Annotated in this window: 16 protein-coding genes; 6 read left to right on the forward strand and 10 right to left on the reverse strand. The window is 66.7% G+C overall.

Translation table 11 applies throughout. The annotated features are described in order from the left end of the window. Positions 1-125 precede the first annotated feature (125 nt). The 3 genes from DBV10_RS23110 to DBV10_RS12260 all read right to left on the reverse strand — a co-directional run bounded on the left by DBV10_RS23110 (position 126) and on the right by DBV10_RS12260 (position 2,700). On the reverse strand, positions 126-431 hold the full coding sequence (locus DBV10_RS23110; protein WP_233589903.1) for a hypothetical protein: 306 nt from the start codon (positions 429-431) through the stop codon (positions 126-128). Between the two features lie 302 nt (positions 432-733). Next, the gene (locus tag DBV10_RS12255; RefSeq protein ID WP_124513925.1) at positions 734-1,168 is read right to left on the reverse strand and encodes a DNA polymerase III subunit chi; all 435 of its coding nucleotides are present in this window, start codon (positions 1,166-1,168) and stop codon (positions 734-736) included. Between the two features lie 11 nt (positions 1,169-1,179). Then, the gene (locus DBV10_RS12260; RefSeq protein ID WP_124513926.1) at positions 1,180-2,700 is read right to left on the reverse strand and encodes a leucyl aminopeptidase; all 1,521 of its coding nucleotides are present in this window, start codon (positions 2,698-2,700) and stop codon (positions 1,180-1,182) included. Between the two features lie 73 nt (positions 2,701-2,773). Between DBV10_RS12260 and lptF the strand changes: the two genes are divergently transcribed. From lptF to DBV10_RS12290, 6 genes are all read left to right on the forward strand, one after another. Further along, positions 2,774-3,889 carry an LPS export ABC transporter permease LptF gene (gene lptF, locus DBV10_RS12265; protein ID WP_124513927.1) on the forward strand — a complete coding sequence of 372 codons (1,116 nt, stop codon included), beginning with the start codon at positions 2,774-2,776 and terminating at the stop codon, positions 3,887-3,889. Beyond that, positions 3,886-5,004: an LPS export ABC transporter permease LptG gene (lptG, locus tag DBV10_RS12270; protein ID WP_124513928.1), complete on the forward strand. Its 1,119-nt coding sequence runs from the start codon at positions 3,886-3,888 to the stop codon at positions 5,002-5,004. Before lptF ends, lptG begins: the two co-directional genes overlap by 4 nt. 26 nt (positions 5,005-5,030) lie before the next feature. Beyond that, positions 5,031-5,402: a sirohydrochlorin chelatase gene (locus tag DBV10_RS12275; protein ID WP_124513929.1), complete on the forward strand. Its 372-nt coding sequence runs from the start codon at positions 5,031-5,033 to the stop codon at positions 5,400-5,402. 74 nt (positions 5,403-5,476) lie between these two features. Continuing rightward, the gene (locus DBV10_RS12280) at positions 5,477-6,418 is read left to right on the forward strand and encodes a CysB family HTH-type transcriptional regulator (RefSeq protein WP_124513930.1); all 942 of its coding nucleotides are present in this window, start codon (positions 5,477-5,479) and stop codon (positions 6,416-6,418) included. 58 nt (positions 6,419-6,476) lie between these two features. After that, on the forward strand, positions 6,477-7,643 hold the full coding sequence (locus DBV10_RS12285; RefSeq protein WP_124513931.1) for a pyridoxal phosphate-dependent aminotransferase: 1,167 nt from the start codon (positions 6,477-6,479) through the stop codon (positions 7,641-7,643). A gap of 41 nt (positions 7,644-7,684) precedes the next feature. Beyond that, entirely contained in the window at positions 7,685-8,347 is a 663-nt protein-coding gene (locus DBV10_RS12290) for a hypothetical protein (RefSeq protein WP_124513932.1), read from the forward strand. Between the two features lie 129 nt (positions 8,348-8,476). Here DBV10_RS12290 and DBV10_RS12295 read toward each other — a convergent pair whose 3' ends face one another. The 7 genes from DBV10_RS12295 to kdpB form a co-directional block, all read right to left on the reverse strand. Then, positions 8,477-9,373 (reverse strand): DMT family transporter, encoded by an 897-nt coding sequence (locus DBV10_RS12295; protein WP_124513933.1) that lies wholly within the window; start codon positions 9,371-9,373, stop codon positions 8,477-8,479. 91 nt (positions 9,374-9,464) lie between these two features. Further along, positions 9,465-10,415 carry a LysR family transcriptional regulator gene (locus DBV10_RS12300; protein ID WP_124513934.1) on the reverse strand — a complete coding sequence of 317 codons (951 nt, stop codon included), beginning with the start codon at positions 10,413-10,415 and terminating at the stop codon, positions 9,465-9,467. 37 nt (positions 10,416-10,452) lie between these two features. Beyond that, complete coding sequence (locus tag DBV10_RS12305; RefSeq protein ID WP_124513935.1) at positions 10,453-11,427, reverse strand: quinone oxidoreductase; 975 nt, start codon at positions 11,425-11,427, stop codon at positions 10,453-10,455. 136 nt (positions 11,428-11,563) lie between these two features. After that, positions 11,564-12,268 (reverse strand): two-component system response regulator KdpE, encoded by a 705-nt coding sequence (gene kdpE / locus DBV10_RS12310; RefSeq protein ID WP_124513936.1) that lies wholly within the window; start codon positions 12,266-12,268, stop codon positions 11,564-11,566. 8 nt (positions 12,269-12,276) lie between these two features. Continuing rightward, positions 12,277-15,045, reverse strand: a complete 2,769-nt coding sequence (locus tag DBV10_RS12315) for a DUF4118 domain-containing protein (RefSeq protein ID WP_124513937.1) — start codon at positions 15,043-15,045, stop codon at positions 12,277-12,279. A 36-nt stretch (positions 15,046-15,081) separates the two neighbouring features. Next, complete coding sequence (kdpC, locus tag DBV10_RS12320) at positions 15,082-15,654, reverse strand: potassium-transporting ATPase subunit KdpC (RefSeq protein ID WP_124513938.1); 573 nt, start codon at positions 15,652-15,654, stop codon at positions 15,082-15,084. A 10-nt stretch (positions 15,655-15,664) separates the two neighbouring features. Beyond that, on the reverse strand, positions 15,665-17,767 hold the full coding sequence (gene kdpB / locus DBV10_RS12325; RefSeq protein ID WP_124513939.1) for a potassium-transporting ATPase subunit KdpB: 2,103 nt from the start codon (positions 17,765-17,767) through the stop codon (positions 15,665-15,667). Positions 17,768-17,775 lie beyond the last annotated feature (8 nt).

A 17,775-nucleotide genomic window follows, 5' to 3' on the forward strand; every position in this document is an offset into this window, starting at 1 on the left:
TCTCCAGTAAAGATAAACGCTGAGAATGTTCTTGTGTCTCAACGCAGGCGAACATATCGCAATTTACGGGCCAGATCATTAGGGAACACGATTAAATGCGAGGGAAACCACAAGGGAATACCCTGTCATCCCTTGCCGGCTGCGGGCGTCCCGCTGGCCAGCTCTTCTGCCACAGCCTCGTACACCGCGTGGCGGACCACGGATTCGATCTCTTCCCGCAACCTGGGCAGCACCGATCTTGTCTGCTCTTGCACCACGATGGCAATCGCTTCACGCAGACGTTGATCCAACACAACGTCCACGCGCTGCATGACCCGGTGCACCATGTATTCCTCCATGCCCTCGGGCAAGGGGCGGGTCGTCTCTGGCGCAGCTGCAGCCACAGCGGCGGCCGGCTGGGTGGCCGAAACAGGCAGAACAGCGCCCGGCATGCGCTGCGGACTGGCGGGCGCCGCCCCCCCTCCAGCCCCGCCAGCGGGCATCCGCACACCGCTCGCCCCGCCCCCTGGCAAAGACGCCAACGCGGGTGCAGGTGCATTGGCCGGCCGGGGCACGGCTGGCGATGGAGCGGCACCGGTTTGCCGCGCCCCTGCAGGTGCGGCGTGCAGCGGTGGCACGACCGCGGTGTGCGCCGGGGGAATGGCCGGGCTGGGCGCTTGCGGTGCACCAGGCACCTGCACCACTTCGGTGAGTGTGGGCACAAAACGGGGGGGCGCTTTGGGGGGCGTGGCCATCAGCCGGCTTTCAGCACCAGATCGTGGCGCGTGATGGCATAGCCCCGGGAGGCATAGTGGCGCCAGCGCGTGCGCGCTCCGATGCGATCGGCCTCGTCATGGGCGCTCACCACCTCCACCAGGCGATCAAAACGCCCGAAGCCTTCCGGGACTTCCGCGTGCAGGTTCAGCAGCACCTCATGGTGCGCCGCTGACCGTGCGTCCAGCGCCAACAAGACCGGGGACGCCTGCACCAGTTCCTCGTCCGCATCGCTGCGGCAATGGGCCACAAAATCCTGTGGCGCCATCGCCCAGAGCATGCGATCCAGGGCCTCCAACGCTTCGGCGGGGGCGGTGATGACCAGGCGCGCCCCACTGCGCTGCACCTTGCGCGCAAACCGGCACGCATAGGCCAGTTTGTCTGGCGCGTTGAAATGAAAGGCGACCTCCGTCATGGCATGCCCGCTCAAGCCGCCTTGGCCCGGGGCACACGCTTGGCTGCGGGCTTGGCGGCGGCGCGCGGCGCGGATGCTGCCTTGCCCACATTCGCCTGGGCCTGGCCCAGGAGGTAGTGCACGAGCAAGCCCACGGGGCGCCCTGTAGAGCCCTTGGCGGCACCGCCACGCCAGGCCGTGCCGGCAATGTCCAGGTGCGCCCACGGCGTGTCGCCCACAAACTTCTGCAGGAACTTGGCGGCCGTGATGGAGCCACCGGCGCGCCCGGCCACGTTGCCCATGTCGGCAAAGTTGCTCTTGAGGCCATCGGCATAGTCATCGTCCAGAGGCATGCGCCAGCAGGGGTCCTGCGCGGCTTCTCCAGCGCCATGCAGCGCGGCGGCCAAACCATCGTGGTTGGCAAACAGGCCGCTGCGCACGCCCCCCAGCGCGATCACGCAGGCACCGGTCAGGGTGGCGATGTCCACCACGGCAGCGGGCTTGAAGCGGGCCGCATAGGTCAGCGCGTCACACAGCACCAGGCGGCCTTCGGCGTCTGTGTTCAGGATCTCGATGGTCTGGCCGCTCATGCTGGTGACCACGTCGCCAGGCTTCACGGCGCGCCCGTCGGGCATGTTCTCGCAGGCGGGGATCAGCCCCACCACATTGATGGCGGGCTGCAACTCGCCCAGGGCGCGGAACGTGCCCAGCACGCTGGCCGCGCCGCACATATCGAACTTCATCTCGTCCATCTCGGGCGCGGGCTTGATCGAGATGCCCCCGGTATCAAAGGTAATGCCCTTGCCCACCAGCACCACGGGCGCCTTGTCCTTGGCGGCGCCGTTGTAGCGCAGCTCGATGAAGCGCAAAGGCTCCTCGGAGCCGCGCGCCACGGCCATGAAGGCCCCCATCCCGAGGCGGCTGACCTCGGCCGGGCCATGGACCTTGCACTGGATGCGCGGCAGCCTGGCCAACGTCTTGGCAGCATCGGCCAGCAAGCTCGGCGTTGCATGGTTGGCAGGGCGGTTGCCCCATTCGCGCGCGAACTCTACCCCTGCCACCAGCGCCACGCCATTGTCAAAACCGTCACGCACCTCTGCGACGTTGGAGACACCGACCACGCAGCGGCTCAGGCTGCGCGCCTCCACCTTGGATTTGGTGGTGGTGTAGACATAGCTGGCCTCGGCCACCGCCTGCACGGCGGCGCCCACGGCATCCGCCGAGGCGGCTCCCGCCCAGCACAGCGCCACCCGCTTGGTGTGCGGCGCCTTGATGGCGCCCCCCACCGCCAGTACGGCCTGGCGCGACGCACGGGCCGAGCCATCGCCCCCGCCCACCAGAACCACACGTCGCGCGGCCACGGCGGGCACCTGGTACAGCTGCAGCTGCTTGCCCGCCTTCAGTGACAGATCTCCGTTCTTGAGCGCCAGCGCCGCCAGCGCAGACAGGGCATCCGGCCCCGGTTTGAAACCCTCGGGAATCAGCACCACCAGCAGGTCGCATTTCTCCGAGGCGGCCGCCGTCAAATCCAGGGTCTTGAGATCAAAGTTCATAATCGGTGTTTTCCTTTTGAGCGCGCCCTGCACTTTGATGCGCACGCACAAATGCATAGCACGCGCTGAGCCAATGTTATTCGATTCATCCATTCGCAAGGAGCTGGCACGCAGCTTCGGTGCGACGCTTGTGGTGCTGGTGACCGTGGTCATGACCATGATGCTGATCCGCACCCTGGGCCAGGCCTCCAAAGGCAGCGTGAGCCCCTCCGATGTGATGCTGGTCATGGGCTTCACCGTCCTGGGACAGTTGCCCACCATTCTCAGCCTGAGCCTGTTCATTGCCGTGGTCGGCACGCTCTCACGCATGTACCGCGACAGCGAAATGGTGATCTGGTTCGCCAGCGGCCGGGGCCTGCTGAGCCTGGTCAAGCCCCTGCTGCGGTTTGCCTGGCCCGTGATGGTGGTGATTGCCGTGCTGTCGCTGCTGGTGTGGCCCTGGGCCAACTCGCAGATCCAGGAGCTCAAGACCCGCTACGAGCAGCGCAGCGACATCGACCGCATTGCGCCTGGCGAATTCCAGGAGTCGTCGAACGGCAGCCGGGTGTTCTTCATCGACAAGGACAGCCCCGACACCCAGGCCGCCAACAACGTCTTCATCGCCGCCAACGACGGCCGGCGGGAGTCCGTCACGTCGGCCCGCAGCGCACGGCTGGAGACCCAGGCGGGTGAGCGCATGGTGCTGCTCAGCAACGGGCAGCGGCTGGAGAGTGCGCGCGACAAGCCCGGCATCAAGATCAGCGACTTCACTGAATACGGCACCCGCATCGGTGCTGCCTCGCCAGGCTCTGCCGAAGAGCTTGCCGTCAAGACCCGCACCACCTACGACCTGCTCAGGCAGCCCCTGCCCGCCTACCAGGCCGAACTGGGCTGGCGCCTGGGCCTGGCGCTGGCCGCGCTCAATTTTGTGCTGCTCGGCCTAGCCGTGGCCAGCGCCAACCCGCGTGCCGCGCGCAGCACCAGCCTGGTGTTTGCGCTGTTCGCATTCATCGTCTACTACAACCTCATGACCCTGGGCCAAAGCTGGGTGGGTGCGGGGCGGCTGGGCCTGGTGAGCTTCACGGTGCTGCTGCACGGCGGCATGCTGGCCGTGTCACTGCTGGTGCTGGCCGTTCGGCACAACCAATGGACCGTGCAGCGCCTGCTGTCGCCACGGCCCACGCAGCCACAGGGAGGGCAGCCCGCATGAAAACCATCCGCCGCCTGATCCACCGCGAAGCCCTGTCCGCCGTGGCCTTCGTCACGGCAGGCTTTCTGGCGCTGTTCTTCTTCTTCGACCTGGTCGATGAACTGCGCTGGGTGGGCCGCAGCGGGGCCGATGGCTACCAGCTCTCGCATGCGCTCTTGTTCGTGGTGCTCAGCATCCCGAGCCACCTCTACGAACTGCTGCCCATCACCGTGCTCATCGGCACCATTTTCGTGATGGCACGCCTGGCCCAAAGCTCCGAGTTCACCATCATGCGCACCAGCGGCATGGGCCCCTGGCGCGCACTGCGCACCCTGGTCACCCTGGGCGGGGTCTTTGTGGTGCTGACCTTCGCCGTGGGTGACTACCTGGCCCCGCTGACCGACCGCACCGCCCAGCTCATCAAGGTGCGCTATCTCGGGCGGCTGACCACCGGCGCCACGGGCGCCTGGCTCAAGGAACGGCAGGAAGACCATTCCTTCGCCGTCAACGTGCGCGCACTCGCCTCCAATGGCGGCATGCTCGACGTGCGCATCTTTGAGTTTGACGAGAAGGGGCGCCTGGCCTCGCAAACCCGGGCCGCCTCGGGGCAGTTCGGCACAGATGGCGCCTGGGCCCTGGAGAAGGTCCAGCGCAGCCGGTTTGAGCACCGCGGTGACACCGGCAACCAGGGTGAAGCGCGCGTGGAACACCTGGACAGCCCCAGCCTGCAATGGCCCACGCGCATCAGCGCCGACATGGTGGCCGCCTCGCTGCTCAAACCCGACCGCATGGCCACGCTGGACCTGTTCCAGTTCATCCGGCACCTGAACGCCAACGGCCAGTCGGCGCAGAAGTACGAGATCGAGTTCTGGCGCAAGGTGTTCTACCCCCTCTCCTGCCTGGTGATGGTGGTGCTGGCCCTGCCCTTCGCCTACCTGCATTTCCGCTCAGGCGGCATCGCGGGCTATGTGTTTGGCGGCGTGATGGCGGGCATCAGCTTCTTCCTGCTGAACAATGTGTTTGGCTACGCGGGCAACCTGCAAAACTGGTCGCCCATGCTCACGGCGGCTGCGCCGGGGCTGATTTACTCCGTGCTCTCTCTGGCCGCCTTCGGCTGGCTGGTGCTGCGGCGCTGACCGCCGCAGCACGCCATCCCACGACCATGCACCACGCCATCGTCCTGTTCTCGCACGGCTCCCGCGACCCCCTGTGGCGCGCCCCCCTCGAAGCCGTGGCGGCGCACATCGCCGCGCAGCACCCCGCACGCCTGGTGGCCTGCGCCTACCTGGAGCTGTGTGCCCCCACCCTTGCAGATGCCACCCGGCAACTCGTGAGCCAAGGCGCCACCCACGTCACGGTGGTCCCCATGTTCCTGGGGACCGGCAAACACGCGCGCGAAGACCTGCCCGTGCTGATGCAGGAACTGCATGCCACCCACCCCGGTGTGCGGTTCCACATCCAGGCCGCGATCGGCGAAGACCCGCGCATGACCGCCTTGATGGCCGACATCGCCTGCGAGGCCCCGCTGGACTGAAAATTCTGTGGATGCGCCCGGCAGCGCTTAGACGATTGCAGCATAATAATGCAATTCTTTAGGCGATATCAGATATGAACCTGCACCAATTCCGCTTCGTGCAAGAGGCGGCGCGCCGCAACCTCAACCTGACCGAAGCCGCCAAGGCCTTGCACACCTCGCAGCCCGGCGTCTCCAAAGCCATCATCGAGCTGGAAGAAGAACTGGGCGTGGACATCTTTGCCCGCCACGGCAAGCGCCTCAAGCGCATCACAGAACCCGGCCAGCATGTGCTCAAGAGCATTGAGGTCATCATGCGCGAGGTCGGCAACCTGAAGCGCATTGGCGAACAGTTCAGCGCGCAGGACAGCGGCACCCTCAGCATCGCCACCACCCACACCCAGGCCCGCTACGTGCTGCCGGTGCCCGTGGCCCGCTTGCGCGAGGCCTATCCCAAGGTCAACATCAGCCTGCACCAGGCCACGCCGCACGAAGTGGCCCGCATGATCATTGACGAGGTGGCCGAGATCGGCATGGCCACCGAATCCCTGGCCGACTACCCCGATCTGGTGACCCTGCCCTGCTACGAATGGCAGCATGTGCTGGTGGTGCCCAACGACCACCCGCTGGCGCAAAAAGAGCGCATAGGCCTCGACGACCTGGCGCACGAAGCCTTGATCACCTACCACCCGTCCTTCACAGGACGCGGCAAGATCGACCACGCCTTTGCCGCACGCAAGCTGCAGCCGCGCATCGTGCTCGAAGCCATCGACTCCGACGTGATCAAGACCTATGTGCGCCTGGGCCTCGGTATCGGTATCGTGGCCGAGATGGCCATGCGCGACGACCCGGTGGGCGACCTGGCCGTACGCCCCGTGGGCCACCTGTTCGGCCAGAGCGTGGCACGCGTGGCCTTCAAGCGCGGCGCCTACCTGCGCAACTTTGTCTACAAGTTTGCCGAGCTGCTCAGCGACCGCCTGAGCCGCGAGCTGATTGCCCGCGCGATGACGGGTCACGTCAACGACTACGAGCTGTGACCCCCGCTCAGCCCTCAGAACACCCTGACCCCTTCCACGCTTTTCACGCTGCTGCGCCATGACCCAAGCCACCGCCCGCACACCCGCCTTCCCCAGCAAGCTGCCCAACGTGGGCACCACCATCTTCACCGTGATGTCGGCGCTGGCCGCCGAGCACCAGGCCGTCAACCTGGGCCAGGGCTTCCCAGACTTTGAATGCGCGCCCGCGCTGGTGAACGCCGTCACGGCCGCCATGCAGGCCGGCCACAACCAGTACCCGCCCATGCCCGGCGTGCCCGTGCTGCGCGAAGCCGTGGCCCGCAAGATCGAAGCGCTGCACGGCCGCGCCTACAACCCCAACGCCGAAATCACCATCACGGCGGGCGCCACGCAAGCCATCATCACCGCCATCCTGGCCATCGTGCACCCGGGCGACGAGGTCATCGTGCTCGACCCCTGCTACGACAGCTATGTGCCCAACATCGAGCTGGCGGGCGGCAAGGCCGTGCGTGTGCCGCTCACGCCCGGCACCTTCCGGCCCGACTTCGGCAAGATCAGCGCGGCCATCACGCCGCGCACCCGCGCCATCCTCATCAACAGCCCGCACAACCCCAGCGCCACCATCTGGACGGCCGAGGAAATGCGCCAGCTTGAAGACCTGCTCGCACCCACCGACATCCTGCTCATTAGCGACGAGGTGTACGAACACATGGTGTTTGACGGTGCCGAGCACCAAAGCGCCGCGCGCTTTCCGGGCCTGGCGGCGCGCGCTTTCATCGTGTCGAGCTTTGGCAAGACCTTCCACGTCACCGGCTGGAAGGTCGGCACTGTGGCTGCGCCCGCAGCCCTGACGGCCGAGTTCCGCAAGGTGCACCAGTTCAACGTGTTCACCGTCAACACGCCCATGCAACACGGCCTGGCCGCCTACCTGCAAGACCCCGCGCCCTACCTGCAGCTGCCCGCGTTCTACCAGGCCAAGCGCGATCTGTTCCGCCAGGGCCTCGCAGGCTCGCGCCTGAAGCTGTTGCCCAGCACCGGCAGCTATTTCCAGTGCGTGGACATCTCGGCCATCAGCGACCTGAACGAGGCCGATTTCTGCCAGTGGCTCACCCGCGAAGTGGGCGTGGCGGCGATTCCGCTGTCGGCGTTTTATGGCGACGGCTTCGATCAGCGTGTGGTGCGGTTCTGCTTTGCCAAGAAGGACGAGACGCTGCGCGCTGCGCTGGAACGGCTGCGCACGCTGTGAGGATATGCAAGACCCAGAGTAGGCCCTGACACGGAGAACAAATGACGATAGCGATCTTTCCTCATATGATCCGACGCCAAAGCTCCGTAGTCGGAATGGCGGCAAACGAGTTCTCCGACGTTCTTCTCTTTCGACGTTGTGTTGAAAAATTTACGCAGTCGTTAGCTAGACGTACGGGCCCACCCATGTCCAGGACAACTCATGACCACGCGACAGGAGAAGTGATCGCATTTGAGGCCAACACTCCGGAAGTGGATGAAGTGGCCATTCTTGCCATGAGGTTCCGGCTCTTTTGTGCGCAAGGGGAACCAACCCAATTCCAGAAAATTTTGAAAATTGTGCGACGTCGAATCCAAGACGATTGGGCTGACGGCTACCTAGACAAGCTGGATATTTGGTACAAAGAAGCAATGAAAGATACCCAAGTCTCAAAAGACCTTGGGCACCCGATCACCAATAGAGAGATTATCGATCTTTGGTTTAACTCGGAGTTCTTTCACTCAGAGCCAAAGAAGCGAGAAGCACTAGAAAACATACATACCGTGATCGGCGAAACGCCGTCACTTTTTCAACTGTATGTAGCCATTGGACGCTGTGCTGCGCATCTTCAAAGCCTGTACTCCGTGGTACACCGTCTGGACGTCTCCCACCAATTTATATACACCCCCGACCATCATTTCGGACGGCAAAAAGAAGGCAATTAGATATAAAAATTGAGCAGCCAACAGGGGGGCACGCATAGCCCTGAAGCACTCTCGCAGACTGTGACCAAACATGGCTTAACGCCTTCCCGCAGGAGCTAACGGAGCCTGCTTCCACTGTATCCGAGCCCCCTACCGTCGCGCCAGCCACACCCCCGCAGCCGCCAGCGCCATCCCCGCCAGTGCCCAGCCGGTGAGCGTCTCGCCAAACATGGCCCAGGCAATCAGCGCCGTGGTGGGCGGTGTCAGGTAGAACAGGCTGGCCACGTTCACCGCGCCGCCCCGGCGGATGAGCAGGTTCAGCAGGCTCACGGCCCCCAGCGACAACACCAACACCAGCCAGCCCAGCGCAAACACGAACTCACCGCTCCATGTGATCGCCATGGTTTCGGTGGCATCGGCCAGCACCGCCATGGCAATGGCGCACGGCAGGTACTGGATCACCGAGCCCGTGCGCAGATCGAACGAGGGGCAGAAACGTTTCTGGTACAGCGTTCCCGCCGTGATGCCCAGCAAGGCCACCAGGGCGGGCAGCAACATGCCCAGCAGTGCGCCTGTCGGCACAGTGGCCACCTTGCCTGCCACCACCAGCGCCACGCCGCTGAAGCCCAGCGCCAAGCCCACCCACTGCGCAGGCCGCACCTTCTCGCCCAGCAAGGCCCCCGCCACCAAGGCCGTCAGCAGCGGCTGCAACCCCACCACCAGCGCCGTGATACCCGACGGCAGCCCGTGGCCAATGGCCATGAACACCCCACCCAGGTACACGCCATGCACCAGCAGGCCCGACACCGCAATGTGCCCCCAGGCCCTGCCCGCCGGTGGCCAGGGCGCACGCACCAACGCCACCACGGCCAGCATGAGCACGGTGACGATGGCAAAGCGCAACCCGAGGAAGGTCAGCGGTTCGATGTACGGCAGGCCCAGCTTGGCACCGATGAAGCCCGTGCTCCAGAGCGCGACAAACAGCAAGGGGACGAGCGAATCCAGCGGATTCAAGTCGGTAGAAGTGTGGGGTGTTGCCTGGGTCATGGAATGTGGAAATGAAAAGCCCGGCGACGGAATGCACGCCAGACCCATGAATAAACCAAGGGCAGCAGCCCATGCGGCAAGGCGAGCCCGATCATCGCGGCGCCTTCACCGCCAACGGGATTTCGGCCGAGCGCACCCGGGCCGCAAACCAGTCCACCACCCAGACACGAAAAGCCGCCATCGCCGCCGTGCTGAACGACCCCGAGGGCCGCACCAGGTAGATGCCCGCATCGGCGTTGAGCTGCCACTGCGGCAGCACGCGCACGAGCTGGCCGGCATCGATGCAGGGCTGAATCAGCCAGTCTCCGCCGGCCAAGATGCCCGCGCCCATCGTGGCTGCCGTGAGCAAGGCCTCGTTGTCGTTGCTGATCAACGCGCCGCGCACCACCACCGTGTGGCTGACACCCGCACGGGTGGTGAGCTGCCATTCCGGGTAGGACACCAAGCCCGTGAAGCCCAGGCAGTTGTGCTGCGCCAGGTCGGCAGGCGCCTGCGGCGTGCCGTGCTTGGCCAGGTATGCAGGTGCCGCCGCCATGATGCGCTGGTGGCCGCACAGCCGCGTGGCCACCAGCTGGCTGTCGGCCAGCTTGCCAATGCGGATCGCAGCGTCAAAACGTTCGCCCACGATGTCCACCAGCCGGTCGGCATATTCAACCTCCAGCGTGACCTGCGGATGGGCCAGTGCAAACTCCGCCAGCATGGCGCTGAGCAGGCGCCGCCCCATGGCGGCAGGCACCGACACCCGCAGGCGCCCGCGCACCTGCTGCGCGCCTTCGGCCGCCTCTTTCTGAGCCTGTGCAATCAGCCCCATGGCCTCACGCACCTTCTCGACCAAGCGCAGGCCCTCGTGCGTGAGGTGCAACTGGCGCGTGGTGCGCTCCACCAGCCGGATGCCCAGGCGGCGCTCCAGCGCGTTCAGGCGCTTGGACAGCACCGAGGGGTGGCGCTGCAATGCGCGGCCCGCCGCCGCAAACGAGCCTGCGTCGCTCAGGGCCAGCAGGGTGGCTAGTTCATCGGCGTGCTGGCTGTCGAGCAGGTCCATCAGGAATTCAAAGCGCCACCGCGTGGCACCCGAGAGGTCAAGGAGTCAGGATGATCGCACCTTGCGAGCGCCCCTGCTCCAGGTCGGCATGCGCGGTGCCCACCTCGGCCAGCGCGTAGCGGCGCCCGATGCGCGGCACGATGATGCCGGCGGCCACGGCCTGCAGCACGTCCTGCGCGCGCTCCTGGTACTCGGCGGCCGTGGCCGTGTGCGCGGCCAGCGAGGGCCGTGTGAGGAACAGCGAGCCCTTGGCATTGAGCGTGCCCACGTCAATGGGCGCGGGCACGCCCGAGGTGGCGCCAAAGGACACCAGCAGGCCGCGCGGGCGCAGGCTGTCGAGCGAGGCCGCCAGCGTGGCCCGGCCGATGGGGTCGTACACCACGTCGGCCTTGTGCCCCTGCGTGGCCTCCAGCACCTGGGCGGGCAAGGTGGCCGGGTCGAAGACAAACACCGCATCGCACCCTGCCGCCCTGGCGCGCTCCACGCTCTCGGGCCTGGAGACCACGCCCACCACAAAGGCGCCCAGGTGCCGGGCCCAGGCGCACATCAGTTGCCCCAGGCCCCCGGCAGCCCCATAGATGAGCACCCGGGTGCCCGGCGCCACCGGGTAGGTGGTCTTGAGCAGGTACTGCGCCGTGATGCCTTTGAAGAGCACGGCAGCCGCCTCGTCCATGCCCAACGCATCGGGCAGTTGAACCAGCCGCTCGGACGGGAACAGGCGGGCGCTGGCATAGGCCCCCAGTGGCCCGGTCGCGTAGCCCACCCGGTCGCCCACCGCGACATTCGCCACGCCCGGCCCCACAGCCACCACACGTCCCGCGCCCTCCAGCCCCAGGCCGGACGGGAACGGGATGGCCACCGCACCCTTGCGCTGGCTCACGTCCAGCGGGTTCACGCCAATGGCCTCTTGCGCAAGCCAGACCTGGCCGGCGCCGGGCGCTTCGGGCTGTATCTCCTCCAGGCGCAGGGCATCGGGGCCACCTGCAGCATCGATCCAGACTCTCACGGCCATGGGGGCTTCCTTGTTGGTTGATTCCATGCGGCCAAGCGTAAGTTGTGGTGCCAGACAGAACAACCAGGGCGCATGCAGTTCACCCCTGCACACGCCACACGAATACCCCAGGCCCGGCGACGGGCCCTGGCCCGCCCTACACCGCCAGCCGGTATCCCACGCCGGATTCGGTCAGCAGGTGGCGGGGCTGGGCGGGGTCGGCCTCCAGCTTTTGCCGCAGGTGCCCCATGTAGATGCGCAGATAGTGGCTCTGGTCCGACCGCATGGGCCCCCACACCTCGCGCAGCAGCTGCTTTTGCGTAATGACCCGCCCCGCGTTGGCCACCAGCACCATCAGCATGCGGTACTCCGTTGGCGTCAGATGCACAGCCACACCGGCCTTGCGCACCAGGCGCGCGCTGCGGTCCACTTCGACATCGCCAAACTGGAAGGTGGGCTCCGCCGCCTCCATCGCCAGCCCATTGCCAGTGGCGGCGCGGGGCCGCCGCAGGTTGGCCCGCACCCGCGCCAGCAACTCGCCGGTGCCAAAAGGCTTGGTGAGGTAGTCATCCGCACCCGCGTCGAGTGCGGCAATTTTCTCGGACTCATCGGTGCGCGCAGACAGCACGATGATGGGCACCGCCGACCAGCCCCGCACATCGCGGATCAGATCGACGCCGTCGCCATCGGGCAGCCCCAGGTCCAACACCAGCAGGTCGGGCTGGCGGGTGCCTGCCGCAGACAGGCCTTCGCGCAGGGTGCCGGCCTCATGCACCTGCCAGCCCTCGGCCTCCAGCGCGCTGCGCACAAAGCGCCGGATCTGGGGCTCGTCCTCGACCACCAAAACGGTACGTATCTGCATCGTCTTCTTCAAGGGGCGGATGCGCCCCGCTCCACATCATCAAAACCGGGGTCGGGAGGCGGTTCGCGCCGCACAAGGGTGACCGTGAACTCGGCTCCGCCCCCCGCCACGCTGGCAGCGGAGATCGTCCCGCCATGCGCATGCACGACGGCCTTGCAGATTGCCAGGCCCAGGCCCACGCCCGGTGTCACGGATTCCGCCTGCCCCCGGGTGAACTTTTCAAACAGCGTGTGCTCCTTGCCACGCACCGAGGCCGGCAAGCCGGGGCCATGGTCCCTGACCTTGAGCACCAGCATGCTCTCGGTGGTAGAGGCCGCCACCACAATCGGTGGAGCGCCGTACTTGGCCGCGTTCTCCAGCAGGTTGACGAGCACGCGCTCGATAAGCACGGGGTCGAACTCCACCAACGGCAGATCAGCCGGCAACTCCGTGCGCACGGGCATGTCGCCCAGCGCCGGCTTGGCAGCGCGGATGGCGGAGCCGACCACCTCCTCCACCGACTGCCAGTCGCGCCGCAAGCTGACGCTCTGGCCGGACACATCGCTCTCCAGCCGCGCCATGTCCAGCAGATTGCTGACGAGCGCATTGAGCTGGTGCGCCTGGCGCACGATGGCCTGGGTCGCAGCGCCGATCTCTTGCGGCGGCGTGCTCTGCAGTGACTCGGCAATCGTGATCAAGGCCGTGAGCGGTGTGCGCACATCGTGCGACACCGCGCCCAGCAGGGCATTGCGCAGCCGCTCCGACTCCATGTCCACCACGGCCTGCTGCGCAATGTTCACGTAGTGCACCCGTTCGAGGGCAATGGCGATCTGCCGGGCCAGCGTGTCGAGTTGCTGGGCTTGCTCCGGGATCAGCAGCCACCGGGGATGGGCGGGCTCCAGCGCCAACACGCCCCGCACACGCATGGGCGCTTTCAGGGGCACGTAGCGCCAAGCCTGCGCGGCCAGCGTGCCCGTGGCCAACCCGGCGCTCTGGCCCTGGCGCAGCGTCCAGTCGGCCACGCTTTTGTCGAATCCCTCTGGCAGGTCTGCGGGGTATTGAAGACCGTCTGACGCGTCCATGGCCACCACCACGGCACGGCCACCAAAATGCCCTTGAACCGCCGCAGCACCGATCTCGATGACCTGGCTGGTCTCCAGCGCTGCCGACAGTTCGCGCGCCAGCTCAAACAACGACTGGGCCCGCCGCTCCCGGCTGATCGACACCCCGACGGCGAACCGCAGCCCTGCCGTGAGTTGCCCCACCAGCAGCCCCACGCCCAGCATCACGGCAAAAGTGACGACGTATTGCACATCACTCACCGCAAACGACAGACGCGGCGAAACGAAGAAAAAGTCGAACGCCAGCACGTTGAGCAGCGCCGCCATCGCGGCAGGCACCCGGCCCAGGCGGATGGCCACCGCAACGACGCCCACCAGGTACAGCATCACGATGTTGGTCAGCTCCAGCAGCCCATGCAGCGGCGTCGCCAGCACAGTGACGGCAATGCTGGCGCCCAGCGCCCACAAAAAGCCCCGCCAACGATGGTGCCCGGTGCCCGGCTCGCCAGCGTCCTCCGCATCCAGGCCCACGCTGCGGTTCCACAGCGCCTGCGGCAAGCGCCGCGAGCTGCCCGCATGCGCGGCCTCGACGATGTCGAGCGACGGGGCCAGCTCGGCCAGCTCCCGCGCCGTGCCCTTGCCGGTCAGCGGCCAGCGCCAGCCCCCCCGCATTGCGGGACGCCCCAGCACCAGCGTGGCGCAATTCAAATGCAGCGCCTGGGCCGCCAAGGCGGGCGCCACACGGTCGCCCGTGAGCACGGCTGTCTCGGCCCCCAGCTCCTGCGCCAGTTGCAACACGGCCAGAATCCTGTCGCGCCGGGCGGCATCCAGGCGCTGCAGCCGGGGGGTCTCCACGTAGGCGGCATGCCATTTCACGTTGAGCTGCCCCGCAAGGCGGGCGGCCGTGCGCACCGTCTGCGCGGCATCCTCGTGGGGGCCCACGCAAGCCAGGAGGCTGCCCGACGTGTTCCAGGCGGCGGCCACGCGGCCACCGGAAGCGCCGGACTGCTCCACCCGCCAGCCCAGCACATCGTCCTCCACATGTTCGGCCGTGCGCCGCAGGGCGATCTCTCGCAAGGCGATCAGGTTGCCTTTGCGGAAGAAGCTCTGCGCCGCACGCTCGGCCTGCTGGGGCACATAGACCTTGCCTGCGCCCAGGCGGGCGATCAGTTCGTCCGGGGTGGCATCGACCAGCACCACCTCGTCGGCATCGTCCAGCACGGTGTCGGGCACCGTTTCGTGCACGCGCACGCCGGTGATGGCCCCCACCGTGCCGTTGAGGCTTTCCAGATGCTGGACGTTGAGCGCGGTCCATACGTCGATGCCGGCGGCCAGCAGTTCCTGCACATCCTGCCAGCGCTTGGCGTGGCGGGAACCCTGCACGTTGGAATGCGCCAGCTCATCCACCAGCAAGATGGCGGGCTTGCGGGCCAGGGCTGCGTCGAGGTCAAACTCGGACAGGCGGCGCCCCCGGTACTCCACCTCCCGCAGGGGCAAGGATTCCAGCCCAGCCACGAGCGCGGCGGTCTCCGCACGGCCATGGGTTTCCACCACCCCGATCAGGATGTCGTGGCCGTCGCGCAGCTCCCGCTGCGCGGCGCTCAGCATGGCCCAGGTCTTGCCGACCCCGGCATTGGCACCGAAGTAGATGCGCAGCTTGCCCCGCTGCGTCTGCGCCTCCTGGGCGCGCAGTTGCGCAATCAAGGCATCGGGGTCGGGGCGCTGGATGTCAGTCATGCATCAACGAGTATCGGTGCCAAATTTCAGTGATGGTCAGCGCAGGCCATCCAGCGCCAGGTTCAGCGCCAGCACGTTCACCCGGGGCTCGCCCAGCAGCCCCCACAGCGGCTGTTCTGCAAACTCGCCGATGACGGCGTTCACATGGGCCACCGGCAAGCCGCGGGCCCGCGCCACGCGCGCCGCCTGGTACTGCGCCGCAGCCAGGCTGATGTGCGGGTCCAGGCCACTGGCTGAGGCGGTGACCAGATCGACAGGCACGGGTGCCATGTTGCCGGGGTCGGCCGCGCGCAGGGCCTCCACGCGCGCCTTCACGGCATCGGCCTGCGCCGGATTCAGCGGCCCCTGGTTGGAGCCCCCGGACGCCGATGCGTTGTACGGCATGGGCGCCGTGGCGGATGGACGCCCCCAAAAATGCTGGGGGTCGGTAAAGCTCTGGCCGATCAGCGACGAACCGATGGTCTGGCCATTGCGCTGTACCAGGCTGCCAGCCGCCTCCTTGGGGAACACGGCCTGGGCAGCGCCCGTCACGGCCAGCGGGTAAAGCAGCCCGGTCAGCACGCTCAACAAGGCAAACAGCACCAGCGCGGGGCGAAGAATGTTTTTCATCAGAATCTCCTCAGATCAGCCCGAGGGCCACAAGTATCCAGTCAATCAGCTTGATGCCCACGAACGGCACCAAGAGCCCGCCCAGCCCGTAAATGGCCAGGTTGCGCCGCAGAAGTGCAGCAGCCCCTACCGGGCGGTAGCGCACACCGCGCAGTGCCAGGGGAATCAGAAACACGATCACCAGCGCATTGAAGATCACGGCCGACAGGATGGCGGACGAGGGGCTCGCCAGCTGCATGACGTTGAGCGCGGACAGCTGCGGGTAGGTGAACACAAAGATGGCGGGCACGATGGCAAAGTACTTCGCAACGTCGTTCGCGATCGAAAAGGTGGTGAGCGAGCCGCGCGTCATCAAGAGCGCCTTGCCGGTCTCCACCACCTCCAGCAGCTTCGTCGGGTTGGAGTCCAGGTCCACCATGTTGCCGGCCTCCTTGGCGGCCTGCGTGCCACTGCCCATGGCCACGGCCACGTCGGCCTGGGCCAGTGCAGGCGCATCGTTGGTGCCGTCGCCGGTCATGGCCACCAGGCGGCCTTCGGCCTGGTATTTGCGGATCAGCTCCAGCTTGTCTTCGGGTGTGGCTTCGGCCAGGAAATCATCCACCCCCGCCTCGGCCGCAATGGCCGCCGCCGTGAGCTTGTTGTCGCCCGTGATCATCACGGTCTTGATGCCCATGCGGCGCAGCTCGGCAAAGCGCTCCTGGATGCCGGCCTTGACGATGTCCTTGAGTTCCACGATGCCCAGCACCTGGCTGCCCTCGGCCACCGCCAGGGGCGTGCTGCCCCGCAGGGCCACCTGGTCGGCCGCGCTCAGGACTTCCTGCGGCATCTTGCCGCCCAGGGCCTCCACATGCTTGGCCAGTGCCAGCACCGCCCCCTTGCGCAGCAGGGTGGCCGCAGATTCCGGTTGCCCCTCGCCGGCTGGCAGGTCCACACCACTCATGCGGGTCTGGGCCGTGAAGGGCACCAGCTTCACGCCCGGCGGGTTCTGGCCGTCCACGCCAGCGCGGCGGGCCAGCTCCACGATGCTGCGGCCCTCGGGGGTTTCGTCCGCCAGCGATGCCAGCAACGCGGCGCGCGCAAGGCGGTCCTTCGAGACGCCCGGGGCGGGCAGAAACGCGCTGGCCTGGCGGTTGCCGTGGGTGATGGTGCCGGTCTTGTCCAGCAGCAGCACATCCACATCACCGGCCGCCTCCACGGCACGGCCCGAGGTGGCGATCACATTGGCCTGCATCATGCGGCTCATGCCGGCCACCCCCACGGCAGACAGCAGCCCGCCGATGGTGGTGGGAATCAAGCACACCAGCAAGGCCACCAGCGCGGTGAGCGAGACCACGGTGCCCGCGCCCGACGCCTGCACGCTGAAGATCGAGAACGGCAGCAGGGTCACGGTGACGACCAGGAACACGATGGTCAGCGCCACCAGCAAAATGGTCAGCGCGATCTCGTTGGGCGTTTTCTGGCGCTTGGCGGCTTCCACCATGCCGATCATCCGGTCGAGGAACGACTCGCCCGGGTTCACCGCCACGCGCACCACCAGCCAGTCGGACAACACACGGGTGCCCCCGGTGACGGCAGAAAAATCGCCACCGGATTCGCGCACCACGGGGGCCGATTCGCCGGTGATGGCGCTTTCGTCCACCGAGGCCACGCCCTCGATCACCTCGCCATCCAGCGGGATCACATCGCCCGCCTCCACCAGCACCACGTCGCCCCGGCGCAGGTTGGTGGCCAGCTCGGGCAAAAACGCAGCACCGTGCACCGGCTCCTTGAGCTTCTTGGCCCAGGTCTCCTTGCGCAGCCCGCGCAGCGATGCGGCCTGCGCCTTGCTGCGGCCCTCCGCCAGCGCTTCAGCAAAGTTGGCGAACAGCACGGTGAACCACAGCCAGATGGTGATGGCCAGCACGAAGGCCGGGCGCGTGCTGGCATCCTGCGGCGCATTGAGCGCGTGCAGCCACAGCAGCGTGGTGAAGATGCTGCCGATGTACACGATGAACATCACCGGATTGCGCCACTGCACCAACGGACTGAGCTTGGCCAGTGCGCCCCAAAGTGCGGCCTTGATCAGTGCCGCGTCCAGCAGCGAAACGGAAGAAAGAGATTTTTTCTTGGTCATTGCCAAAC

Origin of the sequence: Acidovorax sp. FJL06 (genome assembly GCF_003852545.1) — a bacterium.
Classification (GTDB): domain Bacteria; phylum Pseudomonadota; class Gammaproteobacteria; order Burkholderiales; family Burkholderiaceae_C; genus Acidovorax.

Bases quoted from the DNA above. Each gene is read 5' to 3' on its own strand.
- DBV10_RS23110 (WP_233589903.1), bottom strand. From the start codon at position 431: ATGCCGGGCGCTGTTCTGCCTGTTTCGGCCACCCAGCCGGCCGCCGCT.
- DBV10_RS12255 (WP_124513925.1), bottom strand. From the start codon at position 1,168: ATGACGGAGGTCGCCTTTCATTTCAACGCGCCAGACAAACTGGCCTAT.
- DBV10_RS12260 (WP_124513926.1), bottom strand. From the start codon at position 2,700: ATGAACTTTGATCTCAAGACCCTGGATTTGACGGCGGCCGCCTCGGAG.
- lptF (WP_124513927.1), top strand. From the start codon at position 2,774: ATGTTATTCGATTCATCCATTCGCAAGGAGCTGGCACGCAGCTTCGGT.
- lptG (WP_124513928.1), top strand. From the start codon at position 3,886: ATGAAAACCATCCGCCGCCTGATCCACCGCGAAGCCCTGTCCGCCGTG.
- DBV10_RS12275 (WP_124513929.1), top strand. From the start codon at position 5,031: ATGCACCACGCCATCGTCCTGTTCTCGCACGGCTCCCGCGACCCCCTG.
- DBV10_RS12280 (WP_124513930.1), top strand. From the start codon at position 5,477: ATGAACCTGCACCAATTCCGCTTCGTGCAAGAGGCGGCGCGCCGCAAC.
- DBV10_RS12285 (WP_124513931.1), top strand. From the start codon at position 6,477: ATGACCCAAGCCACCGCCCGCACACCCGCCTTCCCCAGCAAGCTGCCC.
- DBV10_RS12290 (WP_124513932.1), top strand. From the start codon at position 7,685: ATGACGATAGCGATCTTTCCTCATATGATCCGACGCCAAAGCTCCGTA.
- DBV10_RS12295 (WP_124513933.1), bottom strand. From the start codon at position 9,373: ATGACCCAGGCAACACCCCACACTTCTACCGACTTGAATCCGCTGGAT.
- DBV10_RS12300 (WP_124513934.1), bottom strand. From the start codon at position 10,415: ATGGACCTGCTCGACAGCCAGCACGCCGATGAACTAGCCACCCTGCTG.
- DBV10_RS12305 (WP_124513935.1), bottom strand. From the start codon at position 11,427: ATGGCCGTGAGAGTCTGGATCGATGCTGCAGGTGGCCCCGATGCCCTG.
- kdpE (WP_124513936.1), bottom strand. From the start codon at position 12,268: ATGCAGATACGTACCGTTTTGGTGGTCGAGGACGAGCCCCAGATCCGG.
- DBV10_RS12315 (WP_124513937.1), bottom strand. From the start codon at position 15,045: ATGACTGACATCCAGCGCCCCGACCCCGATGCCTTGATTGCGCAACTG.
- kdpC (WP_124513938.1), bottom strand. From the start codon at position 15,654: ATGAAAAACATTCTTCGCCCCGCGCTGGTGCTGTTTGCCTTGTTGAGC.
- kdpB (WP_124513939.1), bottom strand. From the start codon at position 17,767: ATGACCAAGAAAAAATCTCTTTCTTCCGTTTCGCTGCTGGACGCGGCA.